Annotated in this window: 15 protein-coding genes; 5 read left to right on the top strand and 10 right to left on the bottom strand. The window is 58.4% G+C overall.

Annotation, left to right across the window (positions count from 1 at the left end):
- Positions 1-164: 164 nt before the first annotated feature.
- Positions 165-1,115 (bottom strand): agmatinase, encoded by a 951-nt coding sequence (gene speB, locus AC5WNJ_RS09020; RefSeq protein WP_153635890.1) that lies wholly within the window; start codon positions 1,113-1,115, stop codon positions 165-167.
- 411 nt (positions 1,116-1,526) lie between these two features.
- Here speB and AC5WNJ_RS09015 point away from each other — a divergent pair, with 411 nt between their 5' ends.
- Both AC5WNJ_RS09015 and AC5WNJ_RS09010 read left to right on the top strand, forming a co-directional pair.
- Entirely contained in the window at positions 1,527-3,179 is a 1,653-nt protein-coding gene (locus AC5WNJ_RS09015) for a sigma-54 interaction domain-containing protein (RefSeq protein WP_225348138.1), read from the top strand.
- Between the two features lie 137 nt (positions 3,180-3,316).
- Entirely contained in the window at positions 3,317-4,447 is a 1,131-nt protein-coding gene (locus AC5WNJ_RS09010) for a sigma factor-like helix-turn-helix DNA-binding protein (protein WP_495929410.1), read from the top strand.
- On the opposite strand, the gene AC5WNJ_RS09005 is transcribed toward AC5WNJ_RS09010, so the two are convergent.
- Positions 4,372-5,415: an IS481 family transposase gene (locus AC5WNJ_RS09005; protein WP_495929408.1), complete on the bottom strand. Its 1,044-nt coding sequence runs from the start codon at positions 5,413-5,415 to the stop codon at positions 4,372-4,374. The genes AC5WNJ_RS09010 and AC5WNJ_RS09005 overlap by 76 nt on opposite strands.
- Before the next feature lie 63 nt (positions 5,416-5,478).
- Between AC5WNJ_RS09005 and AC5WNJ_RS09000 the strand changes: the two genes are divergently transcribed.
- Positions 5,479-6,735, top strand: coding sequence for a hypothetical protein (locus AC5WNJ_RS09000; RefSeq protein WP_495929406.1), 1,257 nt, complete (start codon positions 5,479-5,481; stop codon positions 6,733-6,735).
- 151 nt (positions 6,736-6,886) lie between these two features.
- Here the strand turns inward: AC5WNJ_RS09000 and AC5WNJ_RS08995 are convergent, their stop codons facing one another.
- Positions 6,887-7,978: a hypothetical protein gene (locus AC5WNJ_RS08995; protein WP_153635888.1), complete on the bottom strand. Its 1,092-nt coding sequence runs from the start codon at positions 7,976-7,978 to the stop codon at positions 6,887-6,889.
- Between the two features lie 157 nt (positions 7,979-8,135).
- Here AC5WNJ_RS08995 and AC5WNJ_RS08990 point away from each other — a divergent pair, with 157 nt between their 5' ends.
- Positions 8,136-8,642 (top strand): OsmC family protein, encoded by a 507-nt coding sequence (locus AC5WNJ_RS08990; RefSeq protein ID WP_284891883.1) that lies wholly within the window; start codon positions 8,136-8,138, stop codon positions 8,640-8,642.
- Positions 8,643-8,825: 183 nt separating this feature from the next.
- Here the strand turns inward: AC5WNJ_RS08990 and AC5WNJ_RS08985 are convergent, their stop codons facing one another.
- The 5 genes from AC5WNJ_RS08985 to AC5WNJ_RS08965 all read right to left on the bottom strand — a co-directional run bounded on the left by AC5WNJ_RS08985 (position 8,826) and on the right by AC5WNJ_RS08965 (position 14,327).
- Positions 8,826-9,494, bottom strand: coding sequence for an RraA family protein (locus tag AC5WNJ_RS08985; protein WP_244995057.1), 669 nt, complete (start codon positions 9,492-9,494; stop codon positions 8,826-8,828).
- A gap of 22 nt (positions 9,495-9,516) precedes the next feature.
- Positions 9,517-10,821 (bottom strand): TRAP transporter large permease, encoded by a 1,305-nt coding sequence (locus AC5WNJ_RS08980; RefSeq protein WP_279833455.1) that lies wholly within the window; start codon positions 10,819-10,821, stop codon positions 9,517-9,519.
- A 3-nt stretch (positions 10,822-10,824) separates the two neighbouring features.
- Complete coding sequence (locus AC5WNJ_RS08975) at positions 10,825-11,334, bottom strand: TRAP transporter small permease (protein WP_284891881.1); 510 nt, start codon at positions 11,332-11,334, stop codon at positions 10,825-10,827.
- Positions 11,335-11,344: 10 nt separating this feature from the next.
- Positions 11,345-12,334 (bottom strand): TRAP transporter substrate-binding protein DctP, encoded by a 990-nt coding sequence (dctP, locus tag AC5WNJ_RS08970; protein WP_192838901.1) that lies wholly within the window; start codon positions 12,332-12,334, stop codon positions 11,345-11,347.
- 565 nt (positions 12,335-12,899) lie between these two features.
- Entirely contained in the window at positions 12,900-14,327 is a 1,428-nt protein-coding gene (locus tag AC5WNJ_RS08965) for a sodium:solute symporter family protein (RefSeq protein WP_284891880.1), read from the bottom strand.
- A 187-nt stretch (positions 14,328-14,514) separates the two neighbouring features.
- Between AC5WNJ_RS08965 and AC5WNJ_RS08960 the strand changes: the two genes are divergently transcribed.
- Positions 14,515-15,627 (top strand): LysR family transcriptional regulator, encoded by a 1,113-nt coding sequence (locus AC5WNJ_RS08960; protein WP_284891879.1) that lies wholly within the window; start codon positions 14,515-14,517, stop codon positions 15,625-15,627.
- A gap of 109 nt (positions 15,628-15,736) precedes the next feature.
- On the opposite strand, the gene AC5WNJ_RS08955 is transcribed toward AC5WNJ_RS08960, so the two are convergent.
- Together AC5WNJ_RS08955 and AC5WNJ_RS08950 are read right to left on the bottom strand one after the other, a co-directional pair.
- The gene (locus AC5WNJ_RS08955; protein WP_284891878.1) at positions 15,737-17,257 is read right to left on the bottom strand and encodes an aldehyde dehydrogenase; all 1,521 of its coding nucleotides are present in this window, start codon (positions 17,255-17,257) and stop codon (positions 15,737-15,739) included.
- A complete protein-coding gene (locus AC5WNJ_RS08950; protein ID WP_495929403.1) occupies positions 17,254-18,624 on the bottom strand; it encodes a Zn-dependent hydrolase in 1,371 nt (456 codons plus the stop codon). Before AC5WNJ_RS08950 ends, AC5WNJ_RS08955 begins: the two co-directional genes overlap by 4 nt.
- Between the last annotated feature and the right edge of the window lie 27 nt (positions 18,625-18,651).

The following is an 18,651-nucleotide window of genomic DNA, read 5'->3' as shown; positions in this document are numbered from 1 at the left end:
TCATTCGGGTCACCTAGATCTTGTTGTAATGGTCAGGCTCTAGCCGTGCATCGTGTGATGCATCATGCCGTATCGTGTCGGGTGATTCTGTGTGCGCCGAGGGCGGGACGGGCCCCCGGCGCGGGTGCAGCAGGACAGCAGGTCATTCGTGGGTCGTTCGTGGATCAGTCGCGCTGTTGCACGCCCGGCAGTACACAGAGCATCTCGTAGAGCAGGGTCGCGCCCATCAGCGCGGTGTTGCCGCTGGTGTCGTAGGGCGGGGAGACTTCCATCAGGTCACCGCCGACGATGTTGAGGCCACGCGCGCCGCGTACGATTTCCATGCCCTGGGGCATGGTCAGGCCGCCGGCTTCCACGGTGCCGGTACCGGGGGCGACGGAGGGGTCCAGTCCGTCGATGTCGAAGGTGATGTACACCGGGCGATCGCCCATCATGTCGCGCACTTCGGCCATCAACGGCGCGAGTGACTTGAACCAGCACATCTCGGCGGTCTCGACACGGAAGCCCTGCTGACGGCACCAGTCGAAGTCATCGGCGGAGTAGCCGGTGCCACGCAGGCCGATCTGCACCACGCGCTGGCTGTCGAGCAGGCCTTCTTCCTGGGCGCGACGAATCGGCGTGCCGTGGGCGATGGGCTCGCCGAACATGTGGTCGTTGACGTCGGCGTGGGCATCGATGTGGATCAGGCCGACCGGGCCATGCTTCTTGGCGATGGCGCGCAGCACCGGCAGGGTGACGGTGTGATCGCCGCCCAGTGTCAGCGGCACGCAGTCGTGACTGAGCACTTCATCGTAGAACTGCTCGATGATGTCCATGCTCTTGGGCAGGTGGAAGGTGTTGATCGGCACATCGCCGATGTCCGCCACCTGCAGGCTGTCGAAGGGCGCGGCGCGGGTGGCCATGTTGTAGGGGCGCAGCATGCGCGATTCATCACGGATCTGACGCGGGCCGAGACGCGCGCCCGGACGGTTGGAGGTACCGATGTCCAGCGGAATGCCGATGAAGGCGGCATCCAGGCCTTCCGCGGTTTCCTGAGCCGGCAGGCGCATCATGGTGGCCGGGCCGCCGAAACGTGGCATGTCGTTGCCGCCCAGCGGCTGATTGAACTCGCTCATCTGTCTCTCCAGGTCTTGAGTTGCTCGCGATACGCTGACGGCGAGCGGGGTATTGTGTTTGTTCGCTTTATCGCCCGACCGGACGGTGTGATGAAAGCCGGCGATCCTCCTTGGCGCATACTCCAGCATTGCAGTAACCATGCCAATTTTTAGTCAATTGATTTTATTGAGTTTTATTTGGCGGAGGTTGCTGGGTGATTCATTTGTGGATCACCAGTGCGGCATTGATGATTCAAAAATGGATCACTGATTCATTTGTGGATCACATTCAGGCATCATCGAGACTGTCTTCAGCGCAGTGCGAGAAAGACCTGCTGGAAAGAGCTGTTAGAAAGAGCTGCGAGAAAGACCTGCGAAAAGAAGCACAGAAAGCCCCGCCCGATTCACAGGCTCGACCATGAGGTACCCGCCATGTCAGAGCTCGACCGTCAGATTCTCAAGACCATCATCGACACCGCTCACGATCACTACTTCGTGGTCAATGCCGATGGCCAGGTGCTGGATGTCAGCCCCGGCGCCGCGGCGGTCTATGGCATGACCCGCGAGGAGCTGTGTGCCGCCAACGTGCATGACCTGGAAGCCAGTGGCGTGCTCAAGCCATCGATCAGCCTGGAGGTGCTGCGTACGGGGCGCGCGCTGCAGATGATGCAGCTCACCGCCACCGGGCGGCGAGTGGTGGCGCAGGCGCATCCGGTATTCGTCGCGGGCAAGCTTGAGTGCGTGGTCAGCCGCTCGATGGACCTCACCGATATCCAGCTGTTGCAGCAGGAATATGCTGTGCTCCAGCAGCGTTTCACGGATCACCTGTGCCGCAACTCGCGGAGCAGTGAGCTGGGCGGGGCGAGTGCGGACGAGAGTGACTGGGGGACGGTGGGGAGTGCGCGCTCAGTTGCTGAGCAGACCACCCATGACGCGCAGCAGGGGCGTGCTCTGTGCGAGCAGGCCGCGCGCGAGCAGGCGGAATGCGAAGACGCCGCGCTGGAATTGGGCGAGCTGCAGGTCAGAAGCCCCGTGATGCGGGAGATAGCGCTGCTGCTCAAGCGGGTCGCGCCCACCAACGCCACGGTATTGATGCTGGGCGAATCCGGGGTCGGCAAGACGGCCTTCGCCCATCAACTGCATCGCTGGAGCCAACGCGCCGACGGCCCCTTCATCGAGGTGAACTGCGGCGCCATTCCCGAAAGCCTGTTCGAGTCCGAGATGTTCGGTTATCAGGCCGGTGCCTTCACCGGCGCGGGTAACCGTGGCAAGGCGGGCCTGATGGAGCAGGCCGAAGGCGGCACCCTGTTCCTCGATGAAATCGGTGAGCTGCCGCTGGCCACCCAGACCAAGCTGCTCAAGGTGATTCAGGACGGAATAATCACCCGCCTGGGCGACACCACCACCCGCCGCGCCGACTTTCGGCTGGTCGTCGCCACCAATCAAGACCTCGCCGCCCGCGTGGAGCAGGGACAGTTCCGCCTCGACCTCTACTACCGCATCAATGTGCTCCCCGTCAGCCTGCCACCGCTACGCGAACGCCGCGAAGACATTCCCGCCCTGATCGAGCAACACCTCTCTCGCCTCAATCAACGTCATGGTCGCCGCAAACTCCTCGACGCCTCGTTATGGCCCATCCTCATGCGCCAGGACTGGCTCGGCAATATCCGCGAACTGGAAAACTGGCTGGAACGCGCCTGGCTCAGCGCCCCCAGTGATGTCATCGACAGCGACTCAGTAAAAACACTGCTCAACACTTGTTCCACGAATAACGCTAATGGACTAGGCAATTCATTTGGCTTCAGTAATGAAAAATCCAATGAAATAGGCGTTAATGATAGTTTTCCCACTGCCGATACCTTACATAGTGACAAATCCCTCTCAGCGCCTGCCGCTGAGGGGGCGGTAGCTATGCCAGTCCCCAAACTTGGCCCTAACGAAACCCTCAAGGAAGGCCTGGCACGTATCGAAGCACAATGGTTACACGAGATGGCGGCGGAGCTGCCCAGTACCTATGCGATAGCCAAGAGGGCAGGGATCAGTCAGCCGTCGGTGGTGAGAAAAATCAAGAAGATGAACAGATAAGGCTGGTAAAAATAATGTATATTAAACTTGCTGGCTATGTATAGCTTGTTGGATAAGTATTGCAATTGCGAAATATATATTTGATGTTATTGTTCTGCTATAGTTTATAGTGGCTATTTGTGTTAAGGGGGTGGGGCATGGAAGCTTTAATAAATGAATTGGAATTAAATCGTGATAAGGCATATTTGGTTCAGCCTCGTGTAATTGGACTACCTAAGCGTGCATTAAACTTGGTCTTGTCTAAAAATATTGAAAATTCTTATGATGCAATTCGTTTTATTCTGTATGAATTGGCAAGTGAGTCAGGAGTAGGCCCTAAGACAGTCAATGAATCAGCTCTTGCTTCTAAAGAATTTGTAGAGAAGATTAATAGTCTTTCGCTAGAGCTAGTTAAAAGTTTGAATGATCCTAGAGAGACATTTTTTGCTGCCAGTGATGGTAATATAGTTGAATGCTTTCCTGCTCTTGTTACTCTTTATTCAGAAAAAGGAATAAAAAATAGTGACAATAGGATGCTTGACATCTTGGTTAAGAGATTTGGTTTGATGGATTCTAAACAATACACTTTAGAGGAGATTGGTACTTTTTACGATGTCACTAGGGAAAGAATTCGTCAAGTTGAGGCTAAAGGTATAAAAGAGCTAAAGGGAATTTTGAAAGGCGAGATCCAGCCCAAGAAATGGAAAATTTGCGAAAAGCTTGTTGATAACTTCAATGCGTTCGAGAGTGAGATTTCAGAGTACTCTCCAATAATATCTGAAGAGGTTGTGAAATCTACATTGAGTCGAAATTTTGGCTCAAGTTTGGATGTTTCATATCTGTCTTTGTTATTGGAGGTTTTAGGTTACCGTAAAGTACCTACAGCAGTGCCGGGGTTCAGAGGCACTATCAAAGACTCTTGGTGCTCACAAGATAATTATTCTAAGGAAGAGATTGAGTTGATGTTTATGGCACTCAATTCCGTGTTTGATTATACTGAGGGGTTATCTACGTTTGATGTAATAATATTAGCGAAAAAGTTTTCTAAGAAAAGAGTCAACAAATCTATCGAGAATGATAGCTTAGAAGTTGCATTGCAATCGGTGCTAGAATTTGAAAAAGTAAGCGATATTGTAAGAGTTAAAATTTCTTATTTGAGAAGCGCTGCTGATAAGGCTTTTAGAGTGTTGGATTCAGTCAAGCAGCCTATGCATTATTCCAAGCTATGTAGAGAAATTAATTTACTTAGTAGCACAAATGATAAAGCGTACGTGTCGGGTTCCGTCTGATTGACTATAGCTTGCGTAAACAGCTCAGGTCGTTCGACCTGCCACTCCTTCATTGCTGCTATAGGCGCTTTGTGCTGTAGTGCCTTCTGAGGAATGTGGTGATTATAGAGCCAGCAATAACGCTCGAGTGTCTGTTCTAAATCCTCACTTGAGTCATAACGCCGAGTCGCCAAAACATCGCTGATACGCCCATTGAAGCGCTCCACCATCCCGTTCGTTTGGGGTCTGCCTGGCCTGATCAATCGATGCTCAATACCATGGTTCTGACATTCCTGGTCGAAAAGATGATTTCCACTGGGCTTACGTTCGCCACCCACGGTGAAGCGATCGGTAAAGGATTTACCATTGTCCGTGAGCACGGTTCGAATCGTGAAGGGAGCCTCCTCTTCCACACGCTTCATGAACGCCTGGGCGTCCTTTGCAGATTGACTTGATCTGACCTCCAGATACACCCACCGAGTGGCACGATCAATCGCGACGTAGAGATAACGCTTCTGATCTTCGTCAGGCATTTGGGGCAGGTGCTTGATATCAATGTGCACATACCCGGGCTCATAATCCTTGAAAGGCCGATGCTTGGGCTTTTCGTCCTCCTTCGCATCTTGACGCGCCAGCTTGGCGAGAGTCGGTACATCACGTCGTTTGAGCATGCGCTGAAGTGCGGAACGCGACAGATTTGGGTTCAGGAATTCCCGAGCAACGACAAGTAGATCATCGAGCCCCAGGCGAAGCAGTTCACGTGCGGCGATGACGATCTCTTCCTGTTCTGAGGTCAGAGTCGCGAGTAGGTTATGACGTGTGTGGGAACGATCCAGGACATCATCACGATAGCGCCAGCGTTGTATAGTTGAGACGCTGACCCCGAACTGACGAGCGAGATCTTTGTTCGTCATGCTGGAGGGAGCTGCTTGGATGTCGGCACGGATTTTCGGTGTCGTCGTCGCTTGCTTATGCAGCTTGATGTCCATGAAGCTTTTCCTGAATCAATTGCTTGATGAGCTCACGAGAGGCTAACAAAGGATAGCTTCGTTGTGAAATCCGATCATCCGGCACCCTACACGTACGCACCAGTATCCGAAACCAATGTGACTAATCAGCTAACAGCCGATGATAGATTCATACCTGTAGGTAAAAGTGGCTTTTGGGGTCTATCATCCAGTTCAGATATTGAAAATATAACAATAGTTCAGGCATTAGAAAGAATCCTCCATCGTACTGGCAAGCCAATGGAATATGCAGATATTCTTAGTGAGTTGAAAGAAATACGCCCTTATGCTTCTGAAAAATCCGTGGTTACTTATTTAAATGATGACTCTAAGTTTGCTAGGGTAGGTCGTAGGTTATTTGCTCTAAATTCTTGGCGCATTAAGCCATCACCAAAAGTTAAGCGGCTAAAATCAATTTCTAGTCATGATTTTGCACTAGCAGTAAAGGAGGGGCTGCAAATAGAAAATCCTCAGCCTTTTGCTACACTCATCTCTATTGTGGCTAAGTCTTTAGGTTGCTCCGAAGTGAGTGCACGCCAAAAGTTAAGATCGTTAGAAGCTATTGAGCTTAGAGATCGAGAGTCTGGCCGTGGTAAGGAGGTGTTTTGCCCAGACCTAAGTTTACTTGATGAGTTAATAAAAAATGTAGAAACTAAAAAGGTTTTGTTAAAAGATCTCGTTCAAAATGAAGTTAAATCTATTCTTTATGCAAGGCCTAATGAGCCAATACTAAAAGGTGATTTGTATCACATGGTTATATCGAATGTGAGTTGCCTTAGGCCAACATTTTATCAGTATTTAGAAAAGATGGATTCCATAGAGCAATACTCTGATAATGGGAAGCATTACGCCGTATATAAACACTACGAGCCTGATATAAGTATTAAAATAGACCCTTCGCAATATGGAGCAAATGATGAAGTTAAGAATAAGTTAGCTAGGCCACTCGGTCATTTAACAATCTCTAACGTTGACATTGCACTAGGCGAGCTAGGCTTGATATTTGAAAACTCTTTGAGGGATTATTTGAATATAAGAAGAGAAAAGGATCCCTCCCAAGTCAGTTCAAAGGAGCTTAATAATCTGGTTAGTATGATAACTTGCGCAGTAAAATTAAGGGTGGTGACCAAAGGTTATCACCTCAATACATTGCGCGAGGAGAGGAATAACCGAGCTCATGGTGAGGTTTTAGATATACATGAAAAGAAAAAGTTATTTGATAGGGCGCATTATCTGGCGGAACTTTTTGTAAAGTATATTTGTTTTTTTGAACTAAAAAAACAAAGTGAAAATGTGGTTTAAGTTTATTGTTTAATCTTTATTAAATTTTTGGGCGTGCATACTTGATTTGTAGGTTGGCTGTTGGTGGGAGTGCTGTTTAATGATAATCCATACGTCTCTGTATGATTGTTATAGTTGTTTATATTGTGCTTTTTTATAAAGGCTTATAAATTCAGCTTCCTTCCATCACCACCAAACTCCCCATTACCCCCTCACACAACGGCTTGATCTCGCTGAAGCCGTCATCGACGGCGAGGTCTGTCTTGGCTTTGGCGTAGGTGGTGCCGTCGGCGGTGGGGTGGTAGCTGGTGCAGTGCAGGCGGATCAGCTTGTCGTCGAGGAAGAGACCGTATTCGCGGGTCTGCGAGGTGATGGGCATGCCCTGGTGTCGCTGTGTCATGGCGATATCGAACCAGTAGACCTGACGGTGATCCACTCGGGTCAGGCCGGAGTCGAGCATCTGGCTGTTGATGGGCGCCCATTGCGCCAGTTGGTCCGTGGCGGCCATCACCTTGAGCTGCGCGTCGCTGACAGTCTCGCCATGCAGGTCATAGATTTCGAGGATGATCATGTCGGTGCCGGTACCCGCCTGACTCTGCCATTTCTGCACGATATGCGGCAGGCGTCCCTCGGCGGCAGACCACGAGGCGGGCAGGTGCAGCGCAAGACTGATGCCCAGTGACTTGGGATGGCCCTTGGTGTGGAACTGCTGGAAATAGCCGTCGTACAGCTCGTACACCGGCTCGATCTGATACTTGGTCGCCAGCAGAAATTCCTTGAACGGCGAGGGCAGGTATTCCCCCTGGGCGCGCAGATGAATGGCCTCGATGAAGCGGGCCGCGAAGTCGCTGGTCAGCTTGTCGGTGGTCAGTTGCGAATCCAGTTGCGTCTTTATCTGACGGCGGATGCCATCCAGCACTTCGCGTGCGTGCTCCCGCCCCATCAAGGTGGCGAGGTTGTCCGCCAGGCGATGGGTGATGTTCGGGAAGGCATTGTCGAAATAGGCGGAGGCAAGCTCTGCATCCGGCGCGAGGCCGGGATACTCCTCGGCGATGCGTGACAGGGTGATGTCCTGGGCGATGACGAAGCCGTAGGTACTGCTCAGCGTATTGATGACCTTGGGCGTGGGGCGAAACTGTGCGGCTTCGGCGCGTGCCGAGGCGCCGGGGGTGATGAGGCACAAGCTCAGGCCCAGTCCGAGCGTCAGGGCGGCGGCGGCCAGCCCGGGAATTGCCCCAAGGGAGCGTGTTACGGCAAACGCCATGCGTGACATCCTGTCAGAGTGCGATCGATTCAATCCTATCATCCGCCTACGGTGAATTCTTGCGTGCTGACGCTGTTCAGATGCCTAATCAGGCAGAAGTATCAGACTGCGCGTCATGCAACGCACGCGGTTTCCCTTCAGAGAGCAGCAGACAACGATGTCCAGACGACACCAGTATTCGGTTGAACTTGAGTGGACCGGCAATCGCGGTGATGGCACCCGCCATTACACCGCCTATGAGCGTGATTTCGTGGCCCGCGTCAGCGGCAAGCCGAGCCTGGAAGGCTCCGCCGACCCCGCTTTTCGGGGCGACGCTGGCCGCTGGAATCCGGAAGACATGCTGGTGGCCTCCGTCTCGGCCTGCCACAAGCTGTGGTATCTGCACCTGTGTGCTGAGGCCGGCATTCGTGTCATGAGCTATCACGACCTTGCCGAGGGCACGATGCAGGAAGGCGCGCCCACCGCCGATGACAAGACTCAGACAGAGAGCCAGGGCGAGGCGGGACGCTTCACCTCCATCGTGCTGCGCCCCGAGATCACGCTGGCCGCCGGTGACGATATCGCGCTCGCCCATCAGCTCCACCACCGAGCGCATGCGCTGTGCTTCATCGCCAATTCGCTGAATTTTCCGGTCAGCTGTGAGGCGGTGATCACCCATCAGTGATGGGTAGCCCTCATCCCGCGTCGGACTGACCGTGTCCGACCGACCGTGTCAAACTGACGGTGTCATACAGACCTTGTCAGACTGACCGTGTCTTACAGACCGTGTCAGAACCCAAAAGGCCACCAGAGCAATCTGGTGGCCTTTTTTGGTTTCAGCGTCTCGCAAGCGCATCAAACGAGGGAATCAACCGCGTGCATTCACTTCCTCGATCAGCTTGCTGGAGCCGGTGAGGTCCGGCAGGCAGGCGCCGTCGGCAATCTTCGCCAGCAGCACTTCTTCCGCTTCTTGCACCTCGATGGCGTGAGTGGCGATGGCCGAGACTTCCTCGGGCGCCATGACGATGACGCCGCTTTCATCAGCGAGGATGGCATCGCCCGGATTGACGACGACACCGCCGATGCTGACCGGCACATTGAGCGCGCCGCCGATACCGGCGAAGCGGGTGGTCAGCGAGGCGACACCGCGACTCCAGACCGGGAACTGCTTGTCGCGAATGGTCAGCGCATCGGTGGCCATGCCATCGATCACCACACCCGCCACGCCGAGGCGCGAGGCGACTTCCGTCATCACGCCGCCCCAGCAGGCGCGGTGGCGATCGCCCTGACGATGCACGATCAGCACATCGCCCGGACGCACCAGGCGCATCAGGTGGTTGAGCAGGGTGCCATCTTCCGGCGGCAGCGAGACGGTGACGGCGGTACCGGCGATGCGCACCTCAGGCAGCATGCTGGCAATCGCCGGTTCGACGAAGCCGTGGGTGTGGAAGTGGCCGATGGTGGCCGTCTCGCACTGCTTGAGCTGTTCCAGCCGTTCAGGCGCGACCTGCGCTGGCATGTCATTGAGTTGGTACATGGAAGTCTCTCGTCGTGGTCGGTCAGATCAGGCTGGGCAGGAAGGTCGTCAGCCACGGGGCCCAGTAGAGCATCAGCATCGCGAACAGGAAGCAGATGACGATCGGCCAGGCCGCGGCGTAGATGGTCTGCATCGGCGTCGCCGGGGCGGCGCCTTTCACCGCGAACAGGTTGTAGCCGAAGGGCGGGGTCAGACTGCCCACCGAGATGTTGATCAGGAACAGTGTCCAGAACCACACCGGATCAAAGCCATACAGCTTGACCAGCGGCGCGTAGATGGGAATCACCACCATCATGAAGGCGATCTGGTCGATGAACATGCAGGCGATCAGCGGGATTAGCATCAGGATCAGCAGCATCCATACCGGGTCAAGATCCAGCCCGGTCACGCTGCTCACCAGACCGCTGGTGGCGCCGGTGAAGCTCAACAGCTGCGAGAACAGCTTCGAACACGCCAGGATCAGGATGATCATGGTGCTGACCTTGAGCGAGGACATCACCGCCTCGCCGGCCATCTTGAACGAGAACTTGCGGTAGTAGGCCGCGACTACCAGCGAGCCCAGCACGCCGGTGGCGGCGGATTCGGACGGCGTGGCGATGCCGAGCAGAATCAGGCCGAGCACGGCGAAGATGATGATGGTGAACGGCAGCATGTTGATCACGGCGCGGCGCTTTTCCCGGGCTGTGCCGCCACCGCTTTCATCGACGGGCGGCGCGCGACGCGGGTCCAGCGTGATGCGCACCTTCACATAGAGGATGAACAGTGCGGCCAGCAGGATGCCGGGCAGGATACCCGCGATCAGCAGGCGCGCGATGGAGACATCCACCATCGAGCCGATGATGATCACCAACAGACTCGGCGGGATGATCGGCGCGAGACTCGCCCCGCCCAGAATCAGGCCGATGGAGAGCCTGTCGTCATAGCCGCGCTCCTGCATGGTCGGCAGCGCCGAGCGGCTGAGCATGGCGGTCACGGCCAGTGCCGAGCCGGACAGGGCACCGAACAGCGTCGAGAGGGCGACGACGAAGAAGTAGAGGCGACCCTTCATGCGGCCCATCAGGGCATCCAGCGAGTCGAAGATCACATCGATGGAGCCGGAGCGGAACAGCAGCTCCCCCATCAGCACGAACAGCGCGATGGTGGTCAGCGTCTCCGAGGTCATGCTGTCGTAGACACTGTTGGCGAACATGCCGAAACCGGCGGTGCCCATCAACCACAGCGTACCGAGCACGTTGATGGTCAGGAAGGCGGCGAAGACGGGAATGCCGAGGGCGAACAGGCCCATCAGCAAGGCGATGGCCAGGCCCAGAGAGGTATACCATTCCATGACTCAGGGTCCTTTTCTGGCGGCGGTAGCCGGGGGCGTCGCGCGGGTGAAGGCGTGGCGCAGGAAGTACAGGGCGGCGCTGATCATCGCGTAGGCGATGAAGCTGGAGACCCAGACCTTGGGAATGTCGAGGCCCATGGCGGTGGTGGTGTGGTAATTGAACTGACGCAGGCTTTCCTGCACGCAGATCCAACCGGCCACGGCGCAGACGGCGCCGGTCACCAGGGCGAGGAGACGATCATAGAAGGCGCGCGCGGCAGGGCCGAGGCGCTCCGGCAGCACGGTGATGGCGATATGGCCATGGGTGCGGGCCAGTTCCGGCGTTGCCAGCGAAATCGAGAGGCATAGCAGGTAAGCCACCATCGCGCCGGACCACAGGGTGGGAGAGTTGAAGAAGTAGCGCGCGATGACTTCCAGCCAGAAGCACAGGACGATGCCACACAATGTGACACCGCCCAGAAGGAAGCCTGCTCGCGTCACGCCGTCATGCACACGTGCAAGCAGGGTTAGCATGGTGGATTCCTTACTCGCTGACGGTGGTCAGGTTCTTCTCGATCGCCAGTTCACGCATGGCGGTCACCGTGTCCGGGGTCTTGTCGATGCCCAGCTGCCAGATACCGTCGGTGACGAGGGCATCCAGACGCTCGGCGTCTTCCGGTGCGAATTCGGTGGCCTGCATGCCGGCTTCGTCGAGCGCCTTCCACTCTTCGACTGCCAGCTCATCCAGGATCGGGACGATCTCGGTTTCCAGCTCACGGCCTTCGTCGAGCAGCACTTGCTGCTGTTCCGGCGACAGGGTGTTGAAGGCGTTCAGGTTCATCAGCACGAAGTTGTAGGTCTGACCGAAGGTCGGCTTGGAGTAGTAGCCGGCGACTTCCTGCCAGCCCATGTCCTTGACGCCATTCAGGCCCCAGGCCGCGCCGTCGATCACGCCACGGTCCATCGCGGAGTAGACATCGCCACTGGACATCAGCACCGGCGTACCGCCCAGGCCCTTGGTGACGTTGGTATAGGTGGGGCTGCCGCGCAGACGACGGCCATCCAGACCCGGCGTACCGGTGATCGGCTCCTTCAGAACGTACTGGAAGCCGTGGCTGCCCAGCGGCGGAATCGCGATCAGCTTGAGGCCCAGGCCGTTGTAGTGCTCATCGACCATGTCCCACAGGCCGGATTCGCGCGTCTGTTCCGGATTCACCGCCACGCCATCCATCGCGGCGCCGACGCCGGTGGTGTTGGTGTGGTAAGCGGCGTGGGTATACAGCAGCTGGAAGACACCGGCCGCGACAGGCTGCAGCTGCTCGAAGGGCGGCACCACATCCGGACCGGTCAGCTTGATGGTGAGGTCGGCGGCCTTGTTGGCTTCGACTTCCTTGATGAAGCGCTGGGCAATCTCGCGGGAGTAGGCAGTGGTCTGGTCGTAACTGGACAGCATGCGCAATTCGGTGGCCATGGACTGGGTGGCCGGGAGGAGAGCGAGCAGCGGGAGCAACAGAGCGGGCTTGAGGGTTTTCATAGCAGTATCCACGTTATCGTTATTGTGAGCGGGGCAGTGCATGCGGGACTTCTCGTGACCATGATGCTGCGTCCGGGAGATGCATGCGGTACCTGTCCCTGCTTCTTGTTGTGATGGTACGCCTTCAATCTATGAGGCCCTCCCTTCGCGGTCAACGAATCATCAGCCTTTTGGGCTTTCAAATTTCAATACGCAGTATTTGCCAAATTTATGTAAGAAAATATGTGTGTATTGCGCGATGACAACATGCGGGGATTGCGATGAGAAATTGGCCGATTGATGGCAGAAAAGGCAGCCAAGTCGTCGCAAGGATAGCGGGCAGTCGCTCGCGATAAACCTGCCTGAAGCCATCTGCTCGGTCAGCAGAATGGTCATCGGAATAGCTATCAGAGTGGCGAGCAGGAAACCCGCAGAGCGATGGATCCTGACCACAGGAAAGCCCCCGTTGCCGATGCTCTCAAGAGGTCATCGGCAACGGGGGCTTTCGGGTGGTGCATCACTATTTGATGAGCACTGAGCGCAACTGTTCTCTCAACCAGTCAGCTCGGCTAGTCAGCTCGGTCAGTCAGCGCGCCGCAGACTCGGTCGAGAGGCCCAGGCTCGGCTTGCGCAACGCCAGCGGCATCAGCGCCAGCGAGACCGGCAGACCGATCATCACCGGGTGCAGGCCGAAGGGATGGCCCAGCACCTGCCACAGCACGGCGGTGGCCAGCCCGCCCCACATCATGATCACCCCGCCACGCGGGTCTGGCGTGCGACGGCACAGCGCGACCACCGTCGGCACCAGCACACCGCAGACCAGCATCGCGCTGCCGAGAATCCAGATATCGAGCAGGCGCGGTGCATAGAGCGCCAGGCCCAGCGAAATCAAGGACATGGCGACCACCGAGTGGCGGCTCATGCGCAGCATGAAGGCATCATCGCGGCCCTTCATGCGCGGCTTGATGATGTCATTGGCGATGGAAGACGCACCGGCGATGAAGAACGAATCGGCGCACGAGATGATGGTCGCCAGCAGCACGACGACCATGCTGACCATCAGCGGCAACGGCAGGGTGGCCTTGATGATGGCGTAGAAGGACAGGTCCGGATTGGCGACCGCGATATCCAGCCCCAGCTTGGCGAAGGCGCCGATCAGGACCACGGCACCGCCGACCAGCAGCGTGAAGACGATGGCCACGGCGTAGCCGGTGCGTGCCGCCTTGAGGCTGCGCGCGGCCCAGAAGCGCTGCCACAGGTCCTGACGCACGAACTGATAGGCGCCGATGGTCAGCATGTAGACCGCCAGTTCATGCCCGGAAATGCCGGTCAGGCTCAGGAAGTCAGGGTTGCCTTCGGGCATGGGTGCCGCGCTGATGAATTCCCAGCTGCCGCTGACGTAGTAGACGGTGACCAGCAGGAAGAAGATGCCCAGGGTCTGCAGGGTGCCCAGGATGGCGTCTGACCAGATGACCGCCATCAGGCCGCCCAGCCATGTCTTGGCGGTCAGCAGTGCCCAGGTCAGCAGGATGCCCACCGGCAGTGCCAGGCCGAACACCAGTTTGAGCACCGTGGCCACGGCCACGAACTGCATGCCGGTGATGGCCGCGTAGGCACACAGGATACTGAGCAGCGTCGGCACCCTGACGCCTTCGCCAAAGCGACTGACCAGGAAGTCGGCCAGGGTCACCATGTTGAGGCGCTCGCCTTCGGCGTGGATCTTGCCGATGAAGAAGTACAGCGCAATGCCCGCGAAGGTCATGCCCACCGGCAGCCACAGCTGGCCCATGCCGAAGGTGTAGCCCTTGGAGACGAAGCCCAGCAGGGTAGAACCGCCGACGGCGGTACCGATCAGCGTACAGATCAGCGGGAAGGTCGAGGTGGAACGGCCTGCGACATTGTAATCATCATAGGTCTTGATGCGGCGGAAGAAATAGAGCGAAAGCCCCATCAGAAATACGCCACATGCTATGATCATGATCGAGAGAATGAAGGTTTCTCGGGTATCGAACATCGTCGTGTTTTACGCTTTATTGATCTTGTATTGATCGTCATTAGTGTCTTGAGCGAGGGGGAATATATCACTCGAGGGCAGACGTTGGTGACGCGGTGCTGACTTTATTACCATCTGGCGTGCCACCGGGAGTGCGTTTCATTGCGCTCTTGCCGGTCGCGCCACTTTCGGGACAGGAACAATCGCCATGCGACCCATACATGACACGCTGGACTGGAACCTGCTGAGAACATTCATCGTCATCGTCCAGGAGGAAAGCGTCAGTCGGGCCGCGGCGCGTCTCTACCTGTCACAGCCAGCGGTGAGTCTGTCACTCAAGCGCCTGGAAGAGCGCCTGGGGCAGCGTCTGATTGAACGGGACAGTCACAGTTTTCGCGTGACCGGGGCGGGGCAGGTGGTCTATCGCGAGGCGGTGGAGATCTACGCCAATGTGGCGCGTCTCGCCTCTGAGGTGGGCAATAGTCATACGGAGATTTCCGGACATGTCTCGCTCCTGTTCATCACCGGCATTGAATGCCGTTTCCTTGATAGCGTGTTCGCACGCTTTCACCGCTGTTTCCCCCAGGTCACCTTCTCGATCCAGGAAATGTCCAGTCACGAGGTGCAGCAGGGCCTGCTGCAGCGCCAGGGGGCCTTGGGTATCTGTCTGGCCCAGCAGACGCCTGAACAGCTGATGTCCCAGGTGCTGGCGCGCCAGAATTACCGCTACTTCTGTGGTCGCATGCATCCGTTGTTCGGTCAGCAGAACCTGCCGATGGATGCACTGCGCAATGAACGCTATGTCTCCTTTGGCAGTGAGCAGCTCGATGGCGTGCTGTCACCGCTGGCGATGTTCCGTGCCCGCGAAGGCGTGCAGGGTCCGGTGATCGGTCAGTCCAGCAGTCTGCAGGAAATCCGCCGCATGGTGCTGGCCGGTTGGGGCATCGGCTGCATGCCCGAGCACATCGTGCGCCGTGAAGTCGCGGAAGGAGAGTTGTGGCCCCTGCCGCCCTACGGTGGCGTGGCCGATATCGACCTGCACCTGATGTGGCACCGCGAGGCGCGTTTCAGTGCCGCCGAATCCACCTTCGTCAACTTCATGCACAACGCGCTGGCCAAGGTGCCGCTGGAAGAGCGCCTGCATCGCGGGCTGGAAATGCAGCCCGCCGCGGCCTCTGCCGCAGCCGACGGCGTGCCGGCCAGTCGCGACCCGCTTGCCGCCGTGCATGCTGATCCTGATGCGGCCCAGCCGGGTGCGGCCCAGCCGGGTGCGGCGCAGCCCGAGTCCGACGAGAATGAGGGCGAGGGCGAAACCGTCTAGACCGAATGTCAGTTTCTAGCCCCATTTCTCGACGACCACCATCGACACCGCTGCCATCCTGCAACATAGGATGGCAGCGGTGCCGATGGTGGGTGGGTCGTCACTGGCCTCAGTAGGCGAGATTGATCCAGGTGGTCTTCAGGTCGGAGTACTTGTCCAGCGCGTGCAGTGACTTGTCACGCCCGAAACCGGACTGCTTGACGCCACCGAAGGGCACGCTGATGTCGCCATCGGCGTAGCAGTTGACCCACACCAGACCCGCCTTGAGACGCCGCGAGACACGATGGGCACGCGCCAGATCGCGGGTCCACAGACCAGCGCCCAGCCCGTAGATGGAATCATTGGCCAGTTCGATGGCCTCTTCCTCGCCGCTGAAGCGGGTCACGCCGAGCACCGGGCCGAAGATTTCCTCGCGCATCACGGTGCTGTTCTGGCCGCCTTCCACGATGGTCGGCTCCAGATACCAGCCGCCGGCGGTGGCATCGCTGGGCGCGATCGCCTGACCGCCCTGGTGCAGCGTCATGCCTTCCGAGAGCGCCGTCTCGACGAAGCCGAGCACCTTCTCGTGGTGGTCCGCGCTGACCAGTGCGCCCATGCGCGTGGCCGGGTCGAGCGGATCACCGGCCGGCATGGCGCGGGCGCAGGCGATCAGACGCGGCATGAAGTCATCGAAGATGGCCTCATCGACATACAGGCGCGAACCGGCGATGCAGACTTCGCCCTGATTGATGAAGATGGCATCGGCGGCGGCGCGAGCGGCCTGGTCCAGGTCCGGGCAATCCGCGAACACGATATGCGGCGACTTGCCGCCACACTCCAGCCACACACGCTTGAGGTTGGAGTCGCTGGCATAGCGCATGAAGCGCTTGCCGGTCGCGGTGGAGCCGGTGAAGGCCAGCGCATCGACTTCCTTGTGCAGGCCGAGCGCCTGACCCGCCACCGCGCCGAGGCCCGGCGTGACGTTGAACACGCCCGCCGGAATGCCGGCTTCATCGACCAGTGCCGCCAGACGCAGCGCACTCAGGCTTGAGGCTTCGGCCGGCTTGAGCACTACGCTGTTGCCCAGCGCCAGCGCCGGCGCGAACTTCCAGGAAGCGATCATCAGCGGGAAGTTCCACGGCACCACCGCCGCGACCACGCCCAGCGCTTCACGGGTGATGGTGGCGTGCACGTTCTCGCCGGTGGGCGCGATCTCGTCGTAATGCTTGTCGATGGCCTCGGCGTACCAGGCCACCGAGCGCGCGGTTTCCGCCAGATCAAAGCCCAGGCTGTCGCCGATCGGCTTGCCCATTTCCAGCGTCTGCAGCAGCGCCAGTTCTTCGGCATTGTCGCTGATCAGCTGGGCAAAGCGTTGCAGCACGGCCTTGCGGGCCTGGGGGGACTGACGCGACCAGACACCGGATTCGAAGGCACGACGCGCGGCCATCACGGCGCGGTCGATATCCTGCTCGGTGCAGGCGGTGATATGCGCCAGCACTTCGCCGGTGGCCGGGTTGTAGGCCGGGAAGGTGTCGCAGCCGGTGCTTTCGGTATAGGCGCCATCAATGAAGGCACGCGTCTCGAAGGTCAGCGCGGCGGCGCGTTGCTGCCAGTCGGCATGCGTCAGCGGGGCGGATGTGGCAGTGCTCATTGGGCGTTCTCCGCGGTGTTGTGGGTCGCATTGGCGTCGTCAGTGTCAGAGCTGACGATGCCGGCACGCTTGAGCATCGCCAGCAGCAGGACGTTGGAGCCATCCTCGAGATCGGACGGTTCGGCGTTCTCGCTCTCGTTGTGGCTGATGCCGTCTTCGCAGGGCACGAAGATCATCGCCACCGGATTGATGCCGGCGATCTGCACGGCGTCGTGACCGGCGCCGGTTTCCATGTCGCGGTAGCTGAGTTCCAGTTCCTGGCTGGCGCTGCGCACCATCTCGATCAGTTCCGGCGCGAAGGGCGTCGGCGGAATGTGCTGGACCTCGATCAGCTCGATGTCCACGCGTTGTTTGTCGCTCTGGTTGGCGGCGTGATGCTTGAGGCACAGCGCCTTGAGCTGGTCGTGCATCTCGGCCAGCACGGCCGGTTCCAGGTGACGCAGGTCGACGCTGAAGCGCACCTGGCCCGGAATCACGTTGCGCGAGTTGGGATGCACATTGAATTCGCCGCAGGTGACGCGACCGTTGGGCTGGTAGGCATCGGCCAGCGTCAGGATGTCGCTGACCAGCGCGCAGGCGGTCTTGAGCGCATCGCGGCGGTAGGGCATCGGCGTCGGGCCGGCGTGGGCTTCCTGACCGCTGACCACCACGTCGAACCAGTGCAGACCCAGCGAGCCGGTGACGGCACCGATGATGATCTCTTCCTGTTCCAGCACCGGGCCCTGCTCGATATGCGCCTCGAAATAGGCGCCGAAATCATGGCTGCCCACCGGCACGTCGCCGGCATAGCCGGTTCGCGCCAGTGACGCGGCAACGCTGTCGCCGTCACGGTCGGTGGCGGCCAGGGCCTTCTCGAGCGGGATCAAGCCCGCATGCACGCCGGACCCCATCATCACCGGCACGAAGCGGCTGCCTTCCTCGTTGGTCCAGATCACCACTTCCAGCGGGGCCTCGGTCTCGATGCCGCGCTCATCCAGCACGCGCATGACTTCCAGGCCAGCCAGCACGCCGTAGCAACCGTCGAACTTGCCGCCGGTGGGCTGGGTGTCGATGTGGCTGCCGGTGGCGACCGGCGGCAGGCTGTCATTGCGGCCCGGACGACGGGCGAAGATGTTGCCGATCTCGTCGACGCGCAGTGTCAGGCCAGCGGCCTCGAGCCAGCCGGTGACCAGCTCACGGCCGGCGCGGTCTTCTTCGGTCAGGGCCAGACGGCAGTTGCCGCCCTTGGGCGTCGCGCCGATCTCGGCCAATGTCATCAGCGCGTCCCACAGGCGCTTGCCGTCGACGCGCAGGGCGAAGCTATCCAGAATCTGCTGGGTCTGTTCGGTATTGGCAGAGGGAGCTGAAGGGGTAGTGGTAGTGGACATGTTGTTGTATGACTCCTGTCGTCGCGC

Source organism: Cobetia sp. PDI-23MA (assembly GCF_059507735.1).
The sequence above is the reverse complement of the archived record's forward strand: the minus strand, read 5'-3'. Positions and strand labels throughout refer to the sequence as shown.